We start from the raw sequence: 18,786 nt of genomic DNA, 5'->3' as shown, positions 1-18,786 counted from the left end.
TGTCCGCAAGCCCGGGCCAGAATCAAGGCCAGAGCGCTAAAAAAGTCAACCGCCAAGCCGGGTTGGCAGCGTGGAAATCGTTGAAGTGAAGCACCGCGCGAGGCCCCCCGGTCTGGCCTGATGCGCGGATGGATGGGGGCTTAGTCGAAGGTGATGCCCCGTGCCTGTGCCCAGTCCAGCAACCGTGCCCGCAGATCCTGCGCCGGTTCATCGAGCAGGCGGTTCATTTCCTCCTCGATTTCATGGAGATGGACCTGCCGCAGCATGCTCTTGATCGGCCCCACCGCAGCCGGCGTGATCGACAGGCGGCGGATGCCCAGACCCAGCAGGGCCAAGGCTTCCAATTGACGGCCGCCCATCTCGCCGCAGACGGTCAGCAGCGTGCCATGCTGCTGGCAGGTGCGCGAAACCCGGCGCAGGAAGCGCAGGATCGCGGGGCTGAGCCAATCGTAACGTTCGGCCAGCTTGGGGTTCGAACGGTCTGCCGCAAAGAGGAACTGCGTCAGATCATTGGTGCCCACCGACAGGAAGGTCAGCTTGGGGCACAGCACATCGAGCATTTCCGCCAGAGCGGGCACTTCGAGCATGGCGCCGAATTTCACCGCCTCGGGCAACTGCTTGCGCTGGCCGCGCAGCCAGGTGAGCTGGCCGTCGAACACGGCTTTGGCGGCATCGAACTCCCATGGCTCGGAGATCATCGGGAACATCACATGCAGCGTGCGCCCGGCAGAAGCTTCCAGCAGCGCGCGGGCCTGCACCTTCAGAAGGCCATCGCGTTCCAGAGCGACACGCAAAGCGCGCCAGCCCATCGCCGGGTTTTCCTCATTGTGGTCTTCGTCATGGCGCAGATAGGGCAGGCTCTTGTCGCCGCCGATGTCCACGGTGCGGAAGACCACCGGCTTGTCGCCCGCCGTATCCATCACATCGCGATAGAGCCGCGTCTGACGCTCCCGGCTGGGCAGCGTGGCCGAGACGAGAAACTGGAATTCGGTGCGGAACAGGCCCACGCCGTCAGCGCCCGTCAGCGAGACATTGGGCATATCCTCACGCAGACCGGCATTGACCATCACCGTGATGCGCTCACCGCAGGCCGTGACCGGCTGCATATCGCGCAAGGCGGCATAGGCGGCTTGACGTTCACGAGTCTTGGCGTGGCGCTCATCGAAGGCGATGACCATGTCGCGCGTGGGGCGCACGAAGGCGATGCCCTGATCGGCATCGAGCAGCAGCGGATCGCCTTCGCGCACCAGACCGCGCAGGCTCTTCACACGGCCCAGCACCGGAATGCCCATGGCGCGCGCCACGATGATGACATGCGCGGTGAGCGAGCCTTCCTCAAGGATCACGCCCTTGAGGCGGCGCTTGTCATACTCCAGCAGCTCGGCGGGGCCGAGGTTGCGGGCGATCAGAATGGCGTCATGGCGCAGGCCCATGCTGGCCGCCGTGCCCAGCTGGCCCGAAACGATGCGCAGCAGGCGGTTGGAGAGATCCTCCAGATCATGCATGCGGTCGGCCAACAGCGGATCGTCGATCTGGCGCATGCGCATGCGGGTGCGCTGCTGCACGCGCTCGATCGCGGCCTCGGCGGTGAGGCCTGAATCGATCGCCTCGTTGATGCGGCGGCTCCAGCCTTCGTCATAGGCGAACATGCGATAGGTTTCGAGAACCTCGTCATGCTCGCCGCCGCCGCCGAATTCGGCCTGGCTGGCCATGCGGTCGATCTGGTCGCGCATCTTGTCAAAGGCCATATAGACGCGCTGGCGCTCGGCCTCGGTGTCTTCGGCGACGATGTGTTCGATGGTGATGCGCGGCTGGTGATAGACAGCGGCGCCCGCCGCCAGCCCCTTGACCAGCGTGAGGCCGCGCAGTTGCTCGGGCCCGGTCAGCGAGGCGGCAAGGCCGAATGCCTCCTCCTCATCGACCAGCTCGGCATTGGCGATCAGTTCGGAGAGCACCATGGCCACCGTCTGCAGCGCCTCGATCTCGATCTCTTCATAGCGGCGCGGATCGACGTGCTGCACGCAGAGGATGCCCACCGAACGCTCGCGCCGCACGATGGGCACGCCCGCGAAAGAGTGGAAGCGGTCCTCGCCCGTTTCGGGGCGATAGGAGAAGTCAGGGTGTGCCGCTGCCTCGGCCAGATTCAGCGTCTCGTTGCGCGCCGCGATGCTGCCGACCAGACCCTCTCCGATGGCCATGCGGGTGACATGGACCGCCTCCTGCGCCAGACCGCGGGTGGCGAACAGCTCCAGCATGCCTTCGCGCAGCAGATAGATCGAGCAGACTTCGGAATGCAGGCTTTCGCCGATCACCTCGACCACGGTGTTGAGCTTGGCCTGGGCATTCTGGCGGCTGGCCATCACTTCATGCAGGCGCGTCAGAATGGTGCGCGCCGCGCTGGCGGCGGAGGAAGAGTTTACGGGGCCGACAGGAGCACTGGTCATGCACATGGCCTAGCCGAAAGCGCGGCGAATGCAATGCGCACAAGATGACAGCGGCCATGAATCGGCATGAATTCACATGCAGCCGCAAAAAGCCGCAGAACAAATGCCCGCTCCATGCATTTCCCGCATGGCTGTCATGACCTTGTCACTGAAAGCAGCCTAAGAGGCCCCTGTAAAAATTGTGTGAGCCTCAAAAAATTGCGTCAGGCTCTTTGCAAAAGCGATGGCTTGCAAAAGCGATGGCCGCTGACGGCGCAACGCAGAAGAGGCAACGACGCCCCGGACCACAGACCGGAGCGCCGCGCATGGGCGAGCGAAGGCGCAAACGCGCAGACAAAGCCATGCCACCCGATCAAGGGGGCTGATGGCTGAACGGCATGGGGTGGCCGATCAAGTCACAACCATGCACAGGCAACCGATCAGTGCGGCATGAAATCTGCCGCCTGCTACCAACGCGCCAAAGGTCGGATCAGTACCGCGCTATTGCGCCAGCAGTTCATCCTTGATGCGCAGCTTGGCGCGTTTGAGCGATTGGATCGTCACGGGATCGGGGAGAGGTCGGGACATTTCCTGATGGATACGGCGCTCCAGGCCGGCATGCTTGGTTTGCAGGGCAGTGTAGTGCGATGTTTCCATGAGCTACTCTCCTTCTCGAAGGCCGCGAGACTTGATCTTTTCGGCCTTGATCGGTTGGAAAGGGCGCGTGGCAAGCCTGCCCTGATCGGCAGCCTGCTCGTGGCCCGGTTCACCCTCATGTCCGCTGCTCCTCGGGAGAGGTTGCATGCGCAAATTGGCCTGCGCAGAGGCAGTCAGCGGATACATCCGGCACAGCCCCTCTTGGGGTCCTTTTGTCCGGTCGTCGGCACGTCTTTTGCGTTTTTCGCGCTGTTCCCAAGGCGTTCCTGAGGCGACGACCCTGTCGCCTTTCCTGCGGTGCCAGTTCCGACTCGGCAAGGCACTGTGCCTTCCGTGATTGTCATAGAGCCACATCGCGCCTATCCTGCCAAGGCCTGTGGCGGTGAGCCGCAGGTGATTGCGATGAGTTGTCCTTATATGCTGCCTGCTGCCTTTCCCTCTTGCGCCCGAGACTGCTGATCATGACCGAGGAAGAACTGCGCAAGCGCCTGGAAATGCTGCGAATCGAACACCGCGATATGGATGCCGCCATCGACGCGCTGAGCGGCGCGGGCACGCAGGACCAGCTGCAGATCGCCCGTCTGAAAAAGCGCAAGCTGCGCCTGAAGGACCAGATCAGCCAGATCGAGGACTATCTGATCCCCGACATCATCGCCTGAGCCGCCTCATCCGAAAGGGGTGCCGCCAGCGCTGGCAAGCCCTACTCCGGATAAACCCGGAGTCGTGCCATTTCGGGGCCCTTTGCCAAAATCCCGTTTCGGGACCCCGCAGCGTAAAAGCCCCATCTGTCACCGCTGCTCCGCCCCGGTTAACAGGGGCATGCGATGACCATTACCAGCACTCTCAATGCCCGCATCGTGGAAGGGCTCTATGCCGAGGCACTCGTGCTTTCGGACGAGGTGCGCGCTGTCTTCGATCTCTCGGGACGGATCGAGGCAACCGGCTCCAATGAAGACGCCCTGCGCATCGCCCTCTCCTGCGAGGCTTTGCGCACCACCACGCGGATGATGCATGCCATGGCCTGGCTGCTCAACCATCGCGCCTATTTTATGGGCGAGTTGAGCGCCTTCCAATTGCGCCGCTATGGCCGGCTGGCGCCTGACTTCCCCACCTCCGATCCGATGCGCATGACCATGCTGGAGATTTCGGTGCGCGAGCTGATCATCGCCACCGAACATTTCTACGCCCGCTTGCTGCGCATCGATGATCGATGGCGCGAGGACTATCGCGGCAGCGGTCCTTCCGGGCTTGACCGGCTGCGCGCAAGGCTGGATTCGCTGACCCAGAGCGCGGTGGGGGCAGCGTAACCTCGACAAGCCATGCCCTCCTCCCCATATGGAGCGCATGGCTTTGCCCCCTCAACCCTGGCCCACCGGCCTTGTCACCCGCCCTGAAACGCTGGTGAGGCGCATTCTGGCGCCCAATGCCTCACCCTACACCTACACCGGCACCCAGACCTATCTGGTCGGCACGGAAAAGGCCGTGGTGGTGATCGATCCCGGCCCGGCAGAGGAAGCCCATCTGGATGCGCTCACCGCCGCCATCGGCGGAGCGCAGGTGGTGGCGATCGCCTGCACCCACACTCACCGCGACCATTCGCCTGCCGCCGCACCTCTGGCCGAGCGCACCGGCGCGCCGGTCATCGGCTGCGCCCCGCTGACGCTGGAGGATGAAGGCCCCCGCGCCGATGCCGCCTTCGATGCCGATTACCGCCCCGACCGCATTCTGGCCGATGGCGAGCAGATCGCGGGCCCCGGCTTCACGCTGACCGCTCTGGCCACGCCGGGGCACACCTCCAACCATCTGTGCTTTGCGCTGGAGGAGAGCGGCGCGCTCTTCACCGGCGACCATGTGATGGGCTGGTCGACCAGCGTCGTCTCGCCGCCCGATGGCGATATGGGCGCCTATATGGCCAGCCTTGAGCGGCTCTATGAGCGCGAGGACCGCATCTATTACCCCGCCCATGGCGAGCCCATCGGCAACCCCCGGCAATTCGTGCGCAGCATGATCGGCCACCGCCGCCAGCGCGAGCGCCAGATCCTGAAGCTGCTGGGCGAGGATGTGCAGGAGATTCCCGCTCTGGTGGCCCGCATGTATGCCGGGCTGGACCCGCGTCTGGTGGGGGCTGCGGGGCGTTCGGTGCTGGCGCATCTGCTCGATCTGATCCGGCGCGGGCTGGTGAGGCAGGAGGGCGAGGCCTTCGTGCTGACCTGAACGGCGCAAGCCCCTTCTCGGCAAAGCCGGACATCAAAACGACTGATAATCACTCGCAATTGGTGTTTTCCCTTGGGAGAAGCGCCAAGGCTTCCTAGATGGGCGCAAATTCATCGAGGGAATGCCGTTCATGACCGCCCAGCACCCGTCGCTTGTTGGCATCGACATCCGCGCCGAAATCGAGCGCCTGCGCCGCGAGAAGAATGCCGTCATCCTGGCGCATTACTATCAGAAGCCGGAACTGCAGGATCTGGCCGATTTCGTCGGTGATTCTCTGGAATTGTCGCGCAAGGCGGCAGAAACCGATGCCGAAGTGATCGCCTTCTGCGGCGTGAAGTTCATGGCCGAGGTCGCCAAGATCCTGTCGCCGGAAAAGACGGTGATCCTGCCCGATATGAACGCGGGCTGCAGCTTGGAAGACGCCTGCCCCCCCGCGCGGTTCAAGGCCTTCCGCGAGGCGCATCCCGATCACATCGCGCTGACCTACATCAACTGCTCGACCGAGGTGAAGGCGCTCTCCGACATCATCGTGACCTCGTCCAGCGCGGAAACGATCCTGCAGCAGATCCCCAAGGACCAGAAGATCATCTTCGGCCCCGATCGCCATCTGGGCGGTTACCTCAGTCGCAAGTTCAACCGCGAGATGCTGCTGTGGCCCGGCGTCTGCATCGTGCATGAAGCCTTCAGCGAGACCGAACTGCTCAAGCTGAAAGCCCAGCACCCCGGCGCGCCCATCGCCGCGCATCCGGAATGCCCGCCCACCATCGTCGACCATTCCGATTATGTCGGCAGCACCAGCGGCATCCTCAACTACGCCAAGGCCATGACCGGCGACACGCTGATCGTCGCCACCGAGCCGCATATCATCCACCAGATGCAGCTCGCCATGCCCGACAAGACCTTCATCGGTGCCCCGGGCGGCGACGGCAACTGCAACTGCAACATCTGCCCCTATATGGCGCTCAACACGCTGGAAAAGCTGTATATCAGCCTGCGTGACCTGTCCCCCCGCATCGAGATCGAAGAGACGCTGCGTCTGGACGCCAAGCGCAGCCTCGACCGCATGCTGGAGATGGCCAGCGGCTCGGTCGGCAAGGGCGATCTGGGCACCAAGTGATGCGCAAGCTGGTCCGGCGGCTGGCCTGGAGCCTCGCCGGGCTGGCCTGCGTCACCGCGCTGGCCGCTGGCGGCTGCGTTCTGTTTGCCCGCCATGCCCTGAACCAGGGCGCGCTCGCCATTCCGCCATGGGGCTGCATCATGGCCCGCGATCATCGCGATGATCCGGCGCTGATCGACCGCGCGCTCACCATCCAGATTCAGCTCTGGAGCGAGGGGCGCCCCGCCACCGCCGCGCTCGATTGGCACACCAGTGGCCTGATCGCCCTGCTTGGCCTGCGCCTCGGCTTCAGCCAGAGCGACAGGCAGGCCCTCGCCGCCGCCATGCTGACCACCACCCCCACCTGTCCGCCGAGAACAGGGCACATCTGACCGCCTCTTTCGCGCGCCATACAAATTTTCCCTTGGCGAACAACCGCTCCCATGTTTCCTTCGCACATGCAGCGCATCCCCCCTCGCGCCTGCATCTGAAGGAGCCCCCATGCGCCTCCCCCAACTCGACCACACCACCCTCGAAGGCGATCAGCTGGCCCTCTATGAGGACATGAAAGCCGGCATTCACAAGAATTTCGCTGGCTTCACCGCCATCGACAGCAAAGACGATCTGATCGGCCCCTGGAACCCCTGGCTGACCTTCCCGCAATTCGGCGGCCCGGTCTGGAAGCTGGTGCTGGCGCTGGGCGACAATCCGGTCCTCCCCAAGCCCATCCGCGAGATCGGCATCCTCGTCACCGGCGCGCATTTCCATTCGGCCTATGAGCTTTACGCCCATATTCTGGTGGCCAAGCTGCGCGGCCTTTCCGACGCCAAGGTCCGCACCATCAGCAGCGGCAACCGCCCGCCAGACCTCACCTATGAGGAAGGCCTGGCCTATGATTTCGCCTTCGCGCTGGTAAACGGCGGCATCGTGCCCGAAATCCTGTATCAGGAGGCCGAGCAAGCCTTCGGCCGCGCAGGCACAGCGGAGTTTATCTATCTGGTCGGGCTGTACTGCATGGTCTCGACCACGCTGAACGGGTTCAAGGTGCCTCTGCCTGAAGAAGAGGATCTGTAAGAAAAGGAAGGTGCGAGGGGGTTACCCCCTCGCGCTCCCATGACGTCTTCCGGCGATAAAGCAGCCGTTCCGCAGCGGAGCGCAAACTTCCCACAGGCACAGAAAAGGCGCCGCAGGCAATAAGCCCCGGCGCCTTATGCTGCTTTGGAATGTTAAAGCCTGCGGCGCTGCGACGTTTGCCCTAAGGCCGAACCCGAAGCGCCAAGGCTGACAAAACCCGGGAGCGCGAGGGTGTAACACCCTCGCATAACCCCTTCAAATCTTACTGCGAATCCGAAGCCTTATCCGCAGGCTTGTCGGCAGCGCCGCTCTGGTCCGCCTTCAGCGCATCCATCGCCTGCTTCAGATCGGCGGCATCGCTGGTGGCATCCTCGGCCGCCTGCGAGCCCACATCCTTGCGCGGCGCGGGCGGCGGCGTGGAGGTGGGCGTTTCGACCGGCACCATGGAATCGCTGACCGTGGCGGAGAGCACCTCGCCCTCGGCGGAGCGGGAATCGTCGGTCTTGTCGGGCTTGCTGTGGCAGGCCGACAGCGACAGGGCGGCCGCTGCCGCCAGCAGAAGCGAAGAAGTCTTGAAAGCGGGCATACAGTCCTCAGGCAAGAGCAGGGGTTTAACCCCTGGGGGGGCAGGGCTGGTCGAGCATGGCGAGAAACTCGTCCGCGCGTGCCAGCAGGGCCTCATCCCATTGCACCGCTGACACCTTGATGCCAAGCCTTTCAAGGCTGGTGACGCCTTTTTCGGCGATGCCGCAGGGCACGATGCCCGAGAAATGGGTGAGATCGGGCGAGAGATTGACCGAAAAGCCATGCATCGTCACCCAGCGGCGGATGCGCACGCCGATGGCGCCGATCTTGGCTTCCGAGCCGTCGATGTCGCGGGTCCAGATGCCCACGCCCGCGTCGGAGCGCCAGCTTTCCACGCCGAAATCGCGCAGGGTGGCGATCACCCAGCTTTCCAGCGCGGAGACGAAACCGCGCACATCGCGCTTGCGCTTGCTGAGGTCCAGCAGAACGTAGCCGATGCGCTGGCCGGGGCCGTGATAGGTGTAGCGCCCGCCGCGCCCGGCCTCGACGATCTCGAAACGCGGGTCCAGCAGGTCGGAGGCCGCCGCGCTGGTCCCGGCGGTGTAGACCGGCAAGTGGTCGAGCAGCCAGATCAGTTCGCCCGCGCTGCCATCGGCGATGGCGGTGTTGCGGGCGGTCATCGCCTCCAGCGCCTCACGGTAAGGCACGGGCTCGGCTTCGTGGCGGAACTCAAGGGGGTGAGACAGGGCGGCGGTGGGAAGACTCGACGACATGGGTGATTGCCTGAAACGATTTGCCGTGGTTATCAAGAGGGCATAGTGAAAGCCCGGTCTGATCGCCGGGCGAAGCCCTGCCCCGTGCAGGGCGTTCAACGTGCCGCAAAGGGGGCAAACATCCATGCGTTTCGATGGCAATCTGGCCTGGCAGCAGGCCGTTCGCCTGTGCAGCGCCAACAAGGAACTGCTGCTGGTTCTGGCCGGCGTCTTCTTCTTTCTGCCGGGCGTCACCTCGGCCTTCTTCCTGTCGGGTCTGCAGGAAGAGTTGATGCGCAACATGGCCACCGCCAACCAGCAGGACCCCAAGGCCATGCTTCAGGCGCTGGGCGGCATCTATGCCCAGATGGGGCCCTATATCGTGGGACTGCTGCTGGTGCAGACGGTGGGCACCATGTCGATGATGGCGCTGCTGACCGATTCGGCGCGGCCCACCGTGGGCCAGGCCATCCTGCTGGGCCTGAAGCGCTTGCCCACGGTGTTTGGCGTGGGCCTGCTGCTGATGCTGGGCTATTTTCTTTCCGGCATGGTCTTCGTGCTGGTGCTGGGCGTGCTGGGCGCCATCGTCGGCGTGGCGACCGGAGCCGCGGCTGGCGCCGGCGCCATGAGCGCCCCGGTGATCATCATCGTGGCCATCGGCACGGCGGGCTTTATCGGCTTTCTGATCTATGCCGTCACCCGCCTGTCGCTCACCCTGCCCGCCATCGTGATCGACCAGATCGCCAACCCCTGGCGCGCCCTGCGCCGCTCATGGGCGCTGACGCGCGGCAACACCGCCACGCTGCTGGGCTTCTATCTGGTGCTGATGGTGGCCTATGCGGTGATCGGCATGGTGGTCTTCATGCTGCTGAGCACGCTGGTGAAGCTGGGCACGCCGCAATACAGCAAGGCCTATTTCACGGCGAACGGGCTGGTCTCGGGCCTGATCGGCGGCGTGGTGAGCATTCTGGCCAGTGCGATCATCGCTGCGGTGCATGGGCAATTGTCCGGCACTGGCGGGCGTGAGTCGCTGTCGGAGACCTTCCGGTGAGCATCCTGCTGTTTTCCTATGGCACGCTTCAGAAAGACGCCGTGCAGATCGCCACCTTCGGGCGGCTTCTGCATGGCGCCGCCGATGCGATGCCGGGCTATCGTCAGGACATGCTGGAAATCACCGATCCGGATGTGCTGCGCACCAGTGGCGAGCGCTTTCATCCGGTCGTGCGGCCCTCACCCGAAGCTTCGGACGAGGTGCGGGGCATGGTCTTCAGCATCACCGCCGAGGAACTCGCTGCGGCTGACCGCTATGAAGTGTCGGATTATCAGCGGGTCGAGGTGACGCTGTCATCGGGCAGGCAGGCCTGGGTCTATATTCAGGCCTGAGAGCCGAGGGCAAGGAGGGCAAGACATGCCCTCCACCCGCCAACAGAAAGGCGCCGCAGGCAGAAAGCCCCGGCGCCTTTTCTCGTTTCAAAGCCGGCGACGTTGCTCTGAGGCCGAACCCGAAGCGCAACGCAGACATTGATGGGAGCGCGAGAGGGTAACCCCCTCGCATCCATCTTTTAGGCTTCGTCCTTCCAGCCCCAATAGAGGAAGCAAGGCGGCACGTTGATGAATTCCATCGCGTTGTCGATGCGCGAGAAATGCCGCGCCATGAAATCGCGGGCGCGCGAGGTGAACTGATAGACCAGAAACGCCCCGCCCTGACGCAGCACACGATGCGTGGCCGAAGCGATGGCCGGACCCACGCCATCCGGCAGCGTGGAAAAGGGCAGGCCGGACAGCACGTAATCGGCGTGATCGTGGCCATGGGCGCGCACGATCGCCTCGACATCCGCCGCCGAACCATGGACGGCGACAAAGCGGCTGTCAGCGATGGTGGCGTTGAGATAGTCGATGAAGAGCGGGTTGGTGTCGATGACGATCAGCATGCCATCGCGGCGCAGACGGCTGAGCACGGGGCGGCAAAACGTGCCGACGCCCGGGCCATATTCGACGAAGAGCTTGCACTCGTCCCAGTTCACCCGGCTCAGCATCTTGTTGATGGTGAAGCGCGAGGAGGGGACGATCGAGCCGACCATCACAGGATTGCGCAGAAAGCCTTCGAGAAACACGCCCCAAGGCCCGAGGCGGCGCTTGATCCCGGTTTTGAACCGGTCGAGGGGCGCCTCGCGGACAAGTTCACCTGTCATCTTTTCGTCGTTTCCCTGAGCTATCTCTTCGATGTTGGGCCGTGATGTGCCCATTTGCCCCGCTGAATGCAAGCAGACGGGTGTTAGCGCTGTCTCGCCATGGGGCGTATCCTGCGCAATACGGTGGATAATCACCCCCGAATGCCGCAAGTCGTGGCATCTGTGAGATCAGATGATCTCGCTGACCCGCTCCTGCGGGCGGCACAGGCGCACGCCCTTGTCGGTTTCCACCAGCGGGCGCTCGATCAGCACCGGCGTTTCGACCATGGCGGCCAGCACGGTGGCGTCATCCGCCTGAGGCAGCCCACGCTCGATAGCATCGGTGTTGCGGGTACGCAGGCCCTGCTGGGGCGTGATGCCCGCATCGCGATAGAGCTGGGCCAGCTTTTCGGCACTGGGCGGGGTCTTGAGATATTCGACAACGGTAAGATCGATGCCCGGAATCTCCTGCAACATCGCCAGCGTCTTGCGCGAGGTGGAGCAGCCCGGATTGTGCCAGATGGTCGCCTTCATCGAATGATCCCTGTCTGAAATTTTGACGCCCCTTAGCGAGGTGATCCACCCTCATGCAAGGCGGGCACGTTCTGGGCGACACCCGGCGCAGGCATGGCGGCCAGCTTCTCCTCGCCGCGCATCACCCTTGCAGCACGATGGATCGCGCGCAGCAGACGCGGATAGACACCGCAGCGGCACAGGCCGGTGATCGCCGCCTTGATATCGGCATCGGAAGGATTGGCATTGGCCGCCAGCAAGGCCGCCCCGGCCATCACCAGCCCGGGCGTGCAGAAGCCGCATTGCACCGCCCCTTCGGCCATCATCGCCTGCTGCACAGGGTGCGAGCGGTCATGGCTCAACCCCTCAATGGTGGTGACATTGCGCCCCTCGGCCTGCGCCAGACTCATCTGGCAGGAAGGCAGCGCCTGCCCGTCGACCAGCACCAGACAGGCGCGGCAATCGCCGCTGCCGCAACCATATTTGGTGCCGGTGAGATTGGCCGCCTCGCGCAGCGCCCAGAGCAAGGGCGTCTGCGGATCGAGGTGGAAGGCCAGAGGATGGCCGTTGACGGTCAGGCTGGGCATGGCGGTCTGGTGGCCTGCCCCGCCCCGCTGCGCAAGGGCATTTACCCGCGCGCTCCCCCGAAACGCACGCCAACCCAGATGGTGCGCGGCGTGCCCAGATCGATGCTGCCCGCCTGATTGCGGGTCAGCACCGTGGCATCGGTGATATTTTCCGCGCGGACGATCAGGCTGAACCCATGAGTCAAAGGCGCCTGCGCGAACAGGCCCAAAGTGGTCGCGGCGGGCATGATCGAATTGGCGCTGTTGAGATCGTCCTCATACTGCCAGCCCCAGCGGCGCACCGTGGCCGCCATCTGCCAGCCGGCCAAAGGACCTTGGCTTGGATGCCAGCCCAGCGTGGCGCTGCCCGCGAAGAAAGGCGTCTGCGCCGGACGCAACCCGTTCAGACCAATCGCCGCCCCGCTGGTTTCCATCCGCGAATCGGTCAGCGCCAGCGAGCCGTCAAAGCTTATCGTGCCCCAGCTGCCCTTGGCGCCGAACTCCAGCCCCTTGGCGCGGATGGCATCGACATTCTCGCGCTCACGCAGATTGGTGCCGATGGTGACATTGGCGATGGCATGGTCCAGCCGGTTGATAAAACCGGTGGCCGAAAGCGTCAGCCCGGCAAAGGGGCCAAAATCGACGCCCGCCTCGTAGCCTTTCAACCGCTCATTGCCCAATTGCGGATTGGCATTGGTGGTGATGGGGAAGACCACGAAGCTGCGATACAGCTCATTGATCGTGGGCATGCGCAGCCCGGTGTAGGCCGAGGCGCGCAGCACCACGCCCTGCGCCACCGTCAACAGCGCCCCGCCCCGCCCCGAGAGCGCCCAACCCGCACGCGGATCATAGAGCGTGTTCGAGGTGACCGTTCCCGTCGCCCCCGCCAGACGGACATAGCCGTCATTGATGCTCCAGCGGTCCTCTCGCAGGCCGCCGGTCAGCACCAGACGGCCCAGCGTCCAGTCATCCTGCGCGTAGAAGCCGACATCGTCGTTGCGGCCGCCCGCCCAGCGATAGGCCGTGGCCGCACCGGTGGCCGAAAGGCTGACCTCTGCCAGATCGCCCTCGGTGCGGCGCCAATCGGTGCCCAGCCGCAGCACATGATCCTTGCCCACCGGCGGGCGCAGTTCCGCCTTGCCGCCCATCCCGGTGGAAGGCGTCGAGCGCTGGTCCAGTGTCGGCTTGAAGGTGGTGGAAGAGACTGTGATGTTGGCGAAACCGCGATCCTGCAGATAGGCCAGCACATCGAAAGCCCATGGCCCGTGGCCGACAAGGCGAATGCTGGCATCCTCACCAAAGCTGCGGCTGTCAGCCCCGGCAAAGCGCAGGGTGCGCTGGTCGCGGAAGGCGAGGAAGCGACCCTGCAGCTCGATATCCGGCGCGACAGGCGCCACGCCGCGCGCCGAAATGCTCCAGCCGTCATAGGCGGCGCGGGCGCTGGCAGGCACGCGCTGGCTGACCGGCGTGGTCCAGAAACCCTCGCCGCGATCCCAGCGGCCCGAGATTTCGGCAAAGCCCGCGCCCAGCTTGGGGGCGATTCCCGCCGAGAGGGTCGTTTCGCCGCGGTTGTCCACCAGCGCCTCGCCCGAGACGGGGCCGGTTTCATCCCGCCCGGCGCTTTCCAGCGCGATGGTTCCGGCCACCGCGCCCGAACCGAAAGCCCCCGATCCGCCGCCGCGCATCACCCTGGCCGCGCCCAGCCTTTCCGGCGCGATGGCCGAAAGCGCCACCGAGCCGAACATCGGGTCTGCCATCGGCACGCCATCGAGCAGCACCAGAGTGCGCGCCGCCGCATTGCCGCCCAGCGCGCGCAGGGTCACGCCCTGGGAAGACGGATTGGCCGAACGGCTGTCCGAACGGCGAAACTGTTGAAAACCGGCAATGCCCGACAGCACATCCTCGATCCGGCCCGAGGCGCTGGACAGCAAAGCCTCCCGGGTCAGAACCTGACTGTCATAGGCCGCAGGCGCCGCGCCTTCTTCCAGCCCGCGCCCTGTCACCACGATGGTCTGCGGGTCGGCAGCCTCGTCGGCGGCCCCGGTCGCAGCCGCCGCAAAAGGCCATGCCAGCATGGGACCAAAGGCCATCCAGCCCGCCATTCGCCGCATCCCGATCCCCATCATCGCTCCAAGTCCATTGATTTGAGCCGCTATAGGGAGCATGGCGCCGCAAGCCAACTGGACAGGGACGCACGAAACTGCTGCCCCTGACCGTTGCAAAAGCACCCCAACAGGGGAAATTGACCGCGCCCTCCCCCCAGAGCGCATCGACAGGGCCGGTCGCGACGTGTAAGGCAGGAAGATGGACTTGGAGCTGTCGACACCGATCCTCGATCGGGTAAAGGTGCCCGCTGATATGCGCGGGCTTGATATGGCCGAACTGCGCCAACTGGCTGACGATGTACGCACCGAAATGATCCACACCGTGGGACAGACGGGTGGGCATCTCGGGTCGGGCCTTGGCGTGGTCGAACTGACCGTGGCGTTGCACTATGTGTTCGAAACGCCGCGCGACAAGGTGATCTGGGATGTAGGCCATCAGGCTTATCCCCACAAGATTGTCACCGGTCGGCGCGATCGTATTCGTACCCTGCGCCAGGGCGGAGGCCTGTCGGGCTTCACCAAGCGCAGCGAATCCGAATATGATCCCTTCGGCGCCGCGCATTCCAGCACCTCGATCTCGGCGGCGCTGGGCTTTGCCATGGCCAACAAGATCGCCGGGCAGCCGGGCAAGGCCATTGCCGTGATCGGTGACGGCTCGATGAGCGCGGGCATGGCCTATGAGGCGATGAACAACGCTCAGGACGCCGGCAATCGCCTCGTCGTGATTCTCAATGACAATGATATGTCGATCGCGCCGCCGGTGGGCGGGCTTTCGGCCTATCTCGCGCGTCTGGTCTCCTCGCGCCCCTTCCTCGAACTGCGTGGTCTGGCCAAGAAGCTGTCGCGCCACCTGCCCGCCAGCCTGCACAGCGCCGCGAAGAAGACCGACGAATTCGCGCGCGGCATGGTGATGGGCGGCACGCTCTTCGAAGAGCTGGGCTTCTATTATGTCGGCCCCATCGACGGGCACAATCTGGACCAACTGATCCCGGTTCTGGAAAATGTGCGCGATGCCGCCGAAGGCCCCTGCCTGATCCATGTCGTGACGCAAAAGGGCAAGGGCTATGCCCCGGCCGAAGCGGCTGCCGACAAGTATCACGGCGTGCAGAAGTTCAACGTCGTCACCGGTGAGCAGGTGAAGGCTCCGGCCGCAGCGCCTGCCTATCAGAACGTCTTTGGCGAAACGCTGGCCAAGATGGCCGAAACCGACGAGAGCATCGTGGCGATCACCGCCGCCATGCCCGGCGGCACCGGCGTCGACAAATTCGCCAAGGCGCACCCGGAGCGCACCTTCGACGTGGGCATTGCCGAGCAGCATGCCGTCACCTTCGCCGCCGGTCTGGCCGCGCAGGGGATGCGTCCGTTCTGCGCGATCTACTCCACCTTCCTGCAGCGCGCCTATGATCAGGTCGTGCATGACGTGGCGATCCAGAACCTGCCGGTGCGTTTCGCCATCGACCGCGCCGGTCTGGTCGGTGCCGATGGCGCGACTCACGCGGGCACGTTCGACATCACCTATCTGGCCAGCCTGCCCAACTTCGTGGTGATGGCTGCGGCAGATGAGGCCGAACTGGCGCATATGACCGCCACCGCCGTCGCCCATGACAGCGGCCCCATCGCCTTCCGCTATCCGCGCGGCAATGGCGTGGGCGTGCCCCTGCCCGAGGTTCCGCAGGTGCTGGAAATCGGTAAGGGCCGCATCGTGCGTGGCAGCGACAAGAGCGCTGGCAAGATCGCCATTCTCTCGCTCGGCACGCGCCTTGCCGAGGCTCTGAAGGCCGCCGACGTGCTGGAGGCCAAGGGCCTGCCCACCACCGTGGCCGATCTGCGCTTCGCCAAGCCGCTCGATGAGGAGATGATCCGTCGCCTCGCCACCACCCATGAGGTGGTCGTGACGGTCGAGGAAGGCAGCGTGGGTGGCCTTGGCGCCCATATCCTGACCATGGCGAGCGACGAGGGTCTGACCGACAATGGTCTGAAGATCCGCACCATGCGCCTGCCCGACACCTTCCAGGACCACAACAGCCCCGACAAGCAGTATGACGAGGCGGGGCTCAACGCGCCGCATATCGTCGATACGGTGCTCAAGGCGCTGCGTTGGAACGAGGCCGGCATCACCTCGGGAGTCACGGGCGCGGAGGCGCGCGCTTGATTCCCGCCGCCCTATTGCTGGCCGGAGCCGCCGCGACGACAGGCGCGCCGCTCGTGGTTCAGGTCGGCAATGTGCGCAATGCGCATGGCCGCGTGATCGTTGCAATCTGCCCGCAGGACAAATGGCTGGCGGACAATTGCGCGATCAGCGGCAGCGTGCCCGCGCATCCGGGCATCACCACGGTGACGATCGAGCATGTGCCGCCCGGCGAATGGGGCGCTCAGGCCTTTCTTGACGAGAATGGCAACACCGAGATCGATCGCGGCATCTTCGGCATCCCCAAGGAAGGCGTTGGCTTTTCGCGCGATGCCAAGATCGTGATGAGCCCGCCCAAATGGCGCGATGCCGTCTTCAGCCATGGTGCTGAACGGCAGACGATCAGCTTCAGCCTGCGCTATTTCACCGGGCCGAAATCGCCCGAGGAATGGCGCAAGGAAAAGGGCGGCCAGTAAATTTGCCCATCCTGAAACGCAAAAGGGCGGCGAGGCAACTCGCCGCCCTTCGTGCATGTGGCTGGCTCAGGCCTTACTCAGGCGAAGCGGCCAACTTGTTGAGATGCTCGATCAGCGCCGGGGCGCCACCCTTGGCCAGCGAACCGGCAAAATCAGCCTGACGCGTGGCAAGCTGGCTCATCGAATTGCGGAAATAGACGTCGATCACCTTCCACTGGCCGCCGCTCTGGCGCAGGCGATAGTTGATCTGCTCATTCGCATGGCCCGGGATCGTCAGCGTGGTGCGCACCAGCTTGTCATTGCCGCGCGTGTCCACCTGCGGGGCGATGGTGAACTTCTCGCCGCTGTAATCGTCGAAATTATGCGCGAATTGCGCGATGGTCAGATTGCGGAAACCGGCGACCAGCGCCAACTGATCCTTGGGCGCGATGGTGTTCCAGCTGGGGCCGACGGCCAGACGCGTCATCAGCGGAATGTCGAACACACGGTCGATCACCGGAGCGATGCGCTGGGCACGGCCCGACTGGCCAGCCCCCTTGCCCGCCTTCATGATGCCGATCAGCCCGTTGTTGAGCGCATCGACCGAGCCTGCCGCCGGATCGCTGCTCTGCGCCATGGCGGGGGTCGCAACCGCCACCATGCCTGCCACGGGAACCACCGCCAGAGCCACGGCAGCCACGCTTTTCACCCACTGCTTACGCGCATTCATCATCGTCACACCTGTTGTCTTTGCCGTTTCCGCCTAGAACAAGCGGCCTGTCAGAGCCGTGAATGGCCCATACACGCGCCATCCATCCCACAGCCACCCCTGTGTTGCAATCTCCCCACAGGTCCCGATGCAACTGTTCCAGCTGCATTTTGTTCATCGCACGGCCAGACTTTGCACGTTAGTCTGACTGTCCGAACGCGGCTGCCTGCTCCATGGCCCCCCGTTTGGACGGACCGCAAACAAGGACAGGCTTTTGCCGTCAAACACAGATTCCAAGGCCGATACGGCATGGAATGGCCAGGAAAGGACTCTCCCGCCTGCCGCCATCCGTGTCCCCCTGCGCGTGATCATGGCCTCGCCGCGCGGCTTCTGCGCCGGGGTGGAGCGCGCCATCGCCATCGTCGAACAGGCCATCGAGGCGCATGACGCGCCGGTCTATGTACGCCATGAGATCGTTCACAATGCCCGCGTGGTGAAGGACCTTGAGGCGCAGGGCGCGATCTTCGTCGAGGAATTGCACCAAATTCCCGATGGCGCCGTCACCATCTTTTCCGCCCATGGCGTGCCCGCCAGCGTGGAGGCCGAGGCCGAGCGGCGCGCCCTGCCCGTCTATGACGCCACCTGCCCGCTGGTCTCCAAGGTTCACAACCACGGCCTGCGTTTCGCGCGGGAAGGCCGCAACATCGTGCTGATCGGCCATGCCGGCCATGCCGAGGTGGAAGGCACGCTGGGCCAGATTCCCGCGCCGGTCCATCTGGTGGCCACGCCCGAGAATGTCGGCGCCCTGCCCTTGGCCGATGATGCGCCGGTGGCCTATCTCACCCAGACCACGCTTTCGGTGGACGAAACCCGCGCGGTGATCGCGGCGCTGCATGCGCGCTTTGCCGATTGCGTGGGGCCGGATGTAGCCGACATCTGCTACGCCACGCAGAACCGCCAGACCGCCGTGCGCGCTCTGGCGGAGCGTGTCGATGCCATCATCGTGGTCGGCGCGGCCAACAGCTCGAACTCGACTCGGCTGGCGGAAATCGCCCGCTCCTGCGGTGTTCCGGCCTGGCTGGTGAGCGATGCCGAGGCTTTCGACCCCGCGTGGCTGAACGGCATCATGCGCCTTGGCATCACCGCCGGGGCCAGCGCGCCCGATGTGCTGGTGCAGGAATTGATCGCCCGGCTTGGACAAAGCCGTGATCTTTCTGTATCGGAGCTCGACGGAATCCGCGAAAACGTCTCCTTCAGCCTGCCTCCGGCCCTGCGACGCCCCTCGCAGCGATTTGGTCCCAGGACGGCACGAGCAGGCTGACACCGGACCATAAGCCGCGCCCTTTACGCGCCCTTTACCCTTTGGCGCCCCCCGTCTATATGCGCCCCTGACTGTTC

Annotated in this window: 20 protein-coding genes; 11 read left to right on the top strand and 9 right to left on the bottom strand. The window is 64.6% G+C overall.

From position 1 onward, the window contains the following. Window positions 1-140: 140 nt before the first annotated feature. Complete coding sequence (ptsP, locus tag HGK27_RS00725; RefSeq protein WP_206237936.1) at window positions 141-2,444, bottom strand: phosphoenolpyruvate--protein phosphotransferase; 2,304 nt, start codon at window positions 2,442-2,444, stop codon at window positions 141-143. 480 nt (window positions 2,445-2,924) lie between these two features. Beyond that, window positions 2,925-3,080 (bottom strand): YdcH family protein, encoded by a 156-nt coding sequence (locus HGK27_RS00720; protein ID WP_084455577.1) that lies wholly within the window; start codon window positions 3,078-3,080, stop codon window positions 2,925-2,927. Window positions 3,081-3,541: 461 nt separating this feature from the next. Between HGK27_RS00720 and HGK27_RS00715 the strand changes: the two genes are divergently transcribed. From HGK27_RS00715 to HGK27_RS00690, 6 genes are all read left to right on the top strand, one after another. Beyond that, a complete protein-coding gene (locus HGK27_RS00715; protein ID WP_206237934.1) occupies window positions 3,542-3,739 on the top strand; it encodes a YdcH family protein in 198 nt (65 codons plus the stop codon). A gap of 165 nt (window positions 3,740-3,904) precedes the next feature. Further along, entirely contained in the window at window positions 3,905-4,387 is a 483-nt protein-coding gene (locus HGK27_RS00710) for a DUF1465 family protein (RefSeq protein WP_206237931.1), read from the top strand. Window positions 4,388-4,415: 28 nt separating this feature from the next. Then, a complete protein-coding gene (locus HGK27_RS00705; RefSeq protein ID WP_407674577.1) occupies window positions 4,416-5,294 on the top strand; it encodes an MBL fold metallo-hydrolase in 879 nt (292 codons plus the stop codon). A gap of 130 nt (window positions 5,295-5,424) precedes the next feature. Beyond that, window positions 5,425-6,411, top strand: a complete 987-nt coding sequence (gene nadA, locus HGK27_RS00700) for a quinolinate synthase NadA (protein ID WP_206237927.1) — start codon at window positions 5,425-5,427, stop codon at window positions 6,409-6,411. Then, on the top strand, window positions 6,411-6,782 hold the full coding sequence (locus HGK27_RS00695; protein ID WP_206237925.1) for a hypothetical protein: 372 nt from the start codon (window positions 6,411-6,413) through the stop codon (window positions 6,780-6,782). The genes nadA and HGK27_RS00695 overlap by 1 nt, the downstream gene beginning before the upstream one ends. Window positions 6,783-6,891: 109 nt before the next feature. Then, a complete protein-coding gene (locus HGK27_RS00690) occupies window positions 6,892-7,464 on the top strand; it encodes a carboxymuconolactone decarboxylase family protein (RefSeq protein ID WP_206237923.1) in 573 nt (190 codons plus the stop codon). 262 nt (window positions 7,465-7,726) lie between these two features. Here HGK27_RS00690 and HGK27_RS00685 read toward each other — a convergent pair whose 3' ends face one another. Beyond that, window positions 7,727-8,050 (bottom strand): hypothetical protein, encoded by a 324-nt coding sequence (locus tag HGK27_RS00685; protein WP_206237921.1) that lies wholly within the window; start codon window positions 8,048-8,050, stop codon window positions 7,727-7,729. Between the two features lie 25 nt (window positions 8,051-8,075). Next, entirely contained in the window at window positions 8,076-8,762 is a 687-nt protein-coding gene (gene lipB, locus HGK27_RS00680; protein ID WP_206237919.1) for a lipoyl(octanoyl) transferase LipB, read from the bottom strand. Window positions 8,763-8,886: 124 nt separating this feature from the next. On the opposite strand from lipB, the gene HGK27_RS00675 reads away from it, so the two are divergent. Both HGK27_RS00675 and HGK27_RS00670 read left to right on the top strand, forming a co-directional pair. Then, entirely contained in the window at window positions 8,887-9,792 is a 906-nt protein-coding gene (locus HGK27_RS00675) for a glycerophosphoryl diester phosphodiesterase membrane domain-containing protein (RefSeq protein WP_206237917.1), read from the top strand. Further along, entirely contained in the window at window positions 9,789-10,124 is a 336-nt protein-coding gene (locus tag HGK27_RS00670) for a gamma-glutamylcyclotransferase family protein (protein ID WP_206237916.1), read from the top strand. The genes HGK27_RS00675 and HGK27_RS00670 overlap by 4 nt, the downstream gene beginning before the upstream one ends. Before the next feature lie 179 nt (window positions 10,125-10,303). Here the strand turns inward: HGK27_RS00670 and HGK27_RS00665 are convergent, their stop codons facing one another. The 4 genes from HGK27_RS00665 to HGK27_RS00650 form a co-directional block, all read right to left on the bottom strand. Then, window positions 10,304-10,933 (bottom strand): class I SAM-dependent methyltransferase, encoded by a 630-nt coding sequence (locus HGK27_RS00665; protein ID WP_068087311.1) that lies wholly within the window; start codon window positions 10,931-10,933, stop codon window positions 10,304-10,306. A 168-nt stretch (window positions 10,934-11,101) separates the two neighbouring features. After that, on the bottom strand, window positions 11,102-11,446 hold the full coding sequence (gene arsC / locus HGK27_RS00660; protein WP_206237914.1) for an arsenate reductase (glutaredoxin): 345 nt from the start codon (window positions 11,444-11,446) through the stop codon (window positions 11,102-11,104). 32 nt (window positions 11,447-11,478) lie between these two features. Continuing rightward, a complete protein-coding gene (locus HGK27_RS00655; RefSeq protein ID WP_206237913.1) occupies window positions 11,479-12,012 on the bottom strand; it encodes a (2Fe-2S)-binding protein in 534 nt (177 codons plus the stop codon). Between the two features lie 41 nt (window positions 12,013-12,053). Further along, window positions 12,054-14,117, bottom strand: a complete 2,064-nt coding sequence (locus tag HGK27_RS00650; RefSeq protein ID WP_241126750.1) for a TonB-dependent receptor plug domain-containing protein — start codon at window positions 14,115-14,117, stop codon at window positions 12,054-12,056. Between the two features lie 178 nt (window positions 14,118-14,295). On the opposite strand from HGK27_RS00650, the gene dxs reads away from it, so the two are divergent. Continuing rightward, window positions 14,296-16,248, top strand: coding sequence for a 1-deoxy-D-xylulose-5-phosphate synthase (gene dxs, locus HGK27_RS00645; RefSeq protein ID WP_206237911.1), 1,953 nt, complete (start codon window positions 14,296-14,298; stop codon window positions 16,246-16,248). Continuing rightward, on the top strand, window positions 16,245-16,700 hold the full coding sequence (locus HGK27_RS00640) for a DUF2141 domain-containing protein (RefSeq protein WP_241126748.1): 456 nt from the start codon (window positions 16,245-16,247) through the stop codon (window positions 16,698-16,700). Before dxs ends, HGK27_RS00640 begins: the two co-directional genes overlap by 4 nt. A 73-nt stretch (window positions 16,701-16,773) precedes the next feature. Here HGK27_RS00640 and HGK27_RS00635 read toward each other — a convergent pair whose 3' ends face one another. Continuing rightward, window positions 16,774-17,412, bottom strand: coding sequence for an ABC transporter substrate-binding protein (locus HGK27_RS00635; protein ID WP_241126745.1), 639 nt, complete (start codon window positions 17,410-17,412; stop codon window positions 16,774-16,776). A gap of 334 nt (window positions 17,413-17,746) precedes the next feature. Here HGK27_RS00635 and ispH point away from each other — a divergent pair, with 334 nt between their 5' ends. After that, the gene (ispH, locus tag HGK27_RS00630; RefSeq protein WP_206242639.1) at window positions 17,747-18,709 is read left to right on the top strand and encodes a 4-hydroxy-3-methylbut-2-enyl diphosphate reductase; all 963 of its coding nucleotides are present in this window, start codon (window positions 17,747-17,749) and stop codon (window positions 18,707-18,709) included. The last annotated feature ends 77 nt before the right edge of the window (window positions 18,710-18,786 follow it).

The sequence above is a fragment of the Novosphingobium terrae genome, from assembly GCF_017163935.1.
In the GTDB taxonomy this organism is placed as follows: Bacteria; Pseudomonadota; Alphaproteobacteria; order Sphingomonadales; family Sphingomonadaceae; genus Novosphingobium; species Novosphingobium terrae.
Note: the sequence above shows the minus strand (reverse complement) of the source record. Positions and strands in the feature narration are given on the sequence as shown.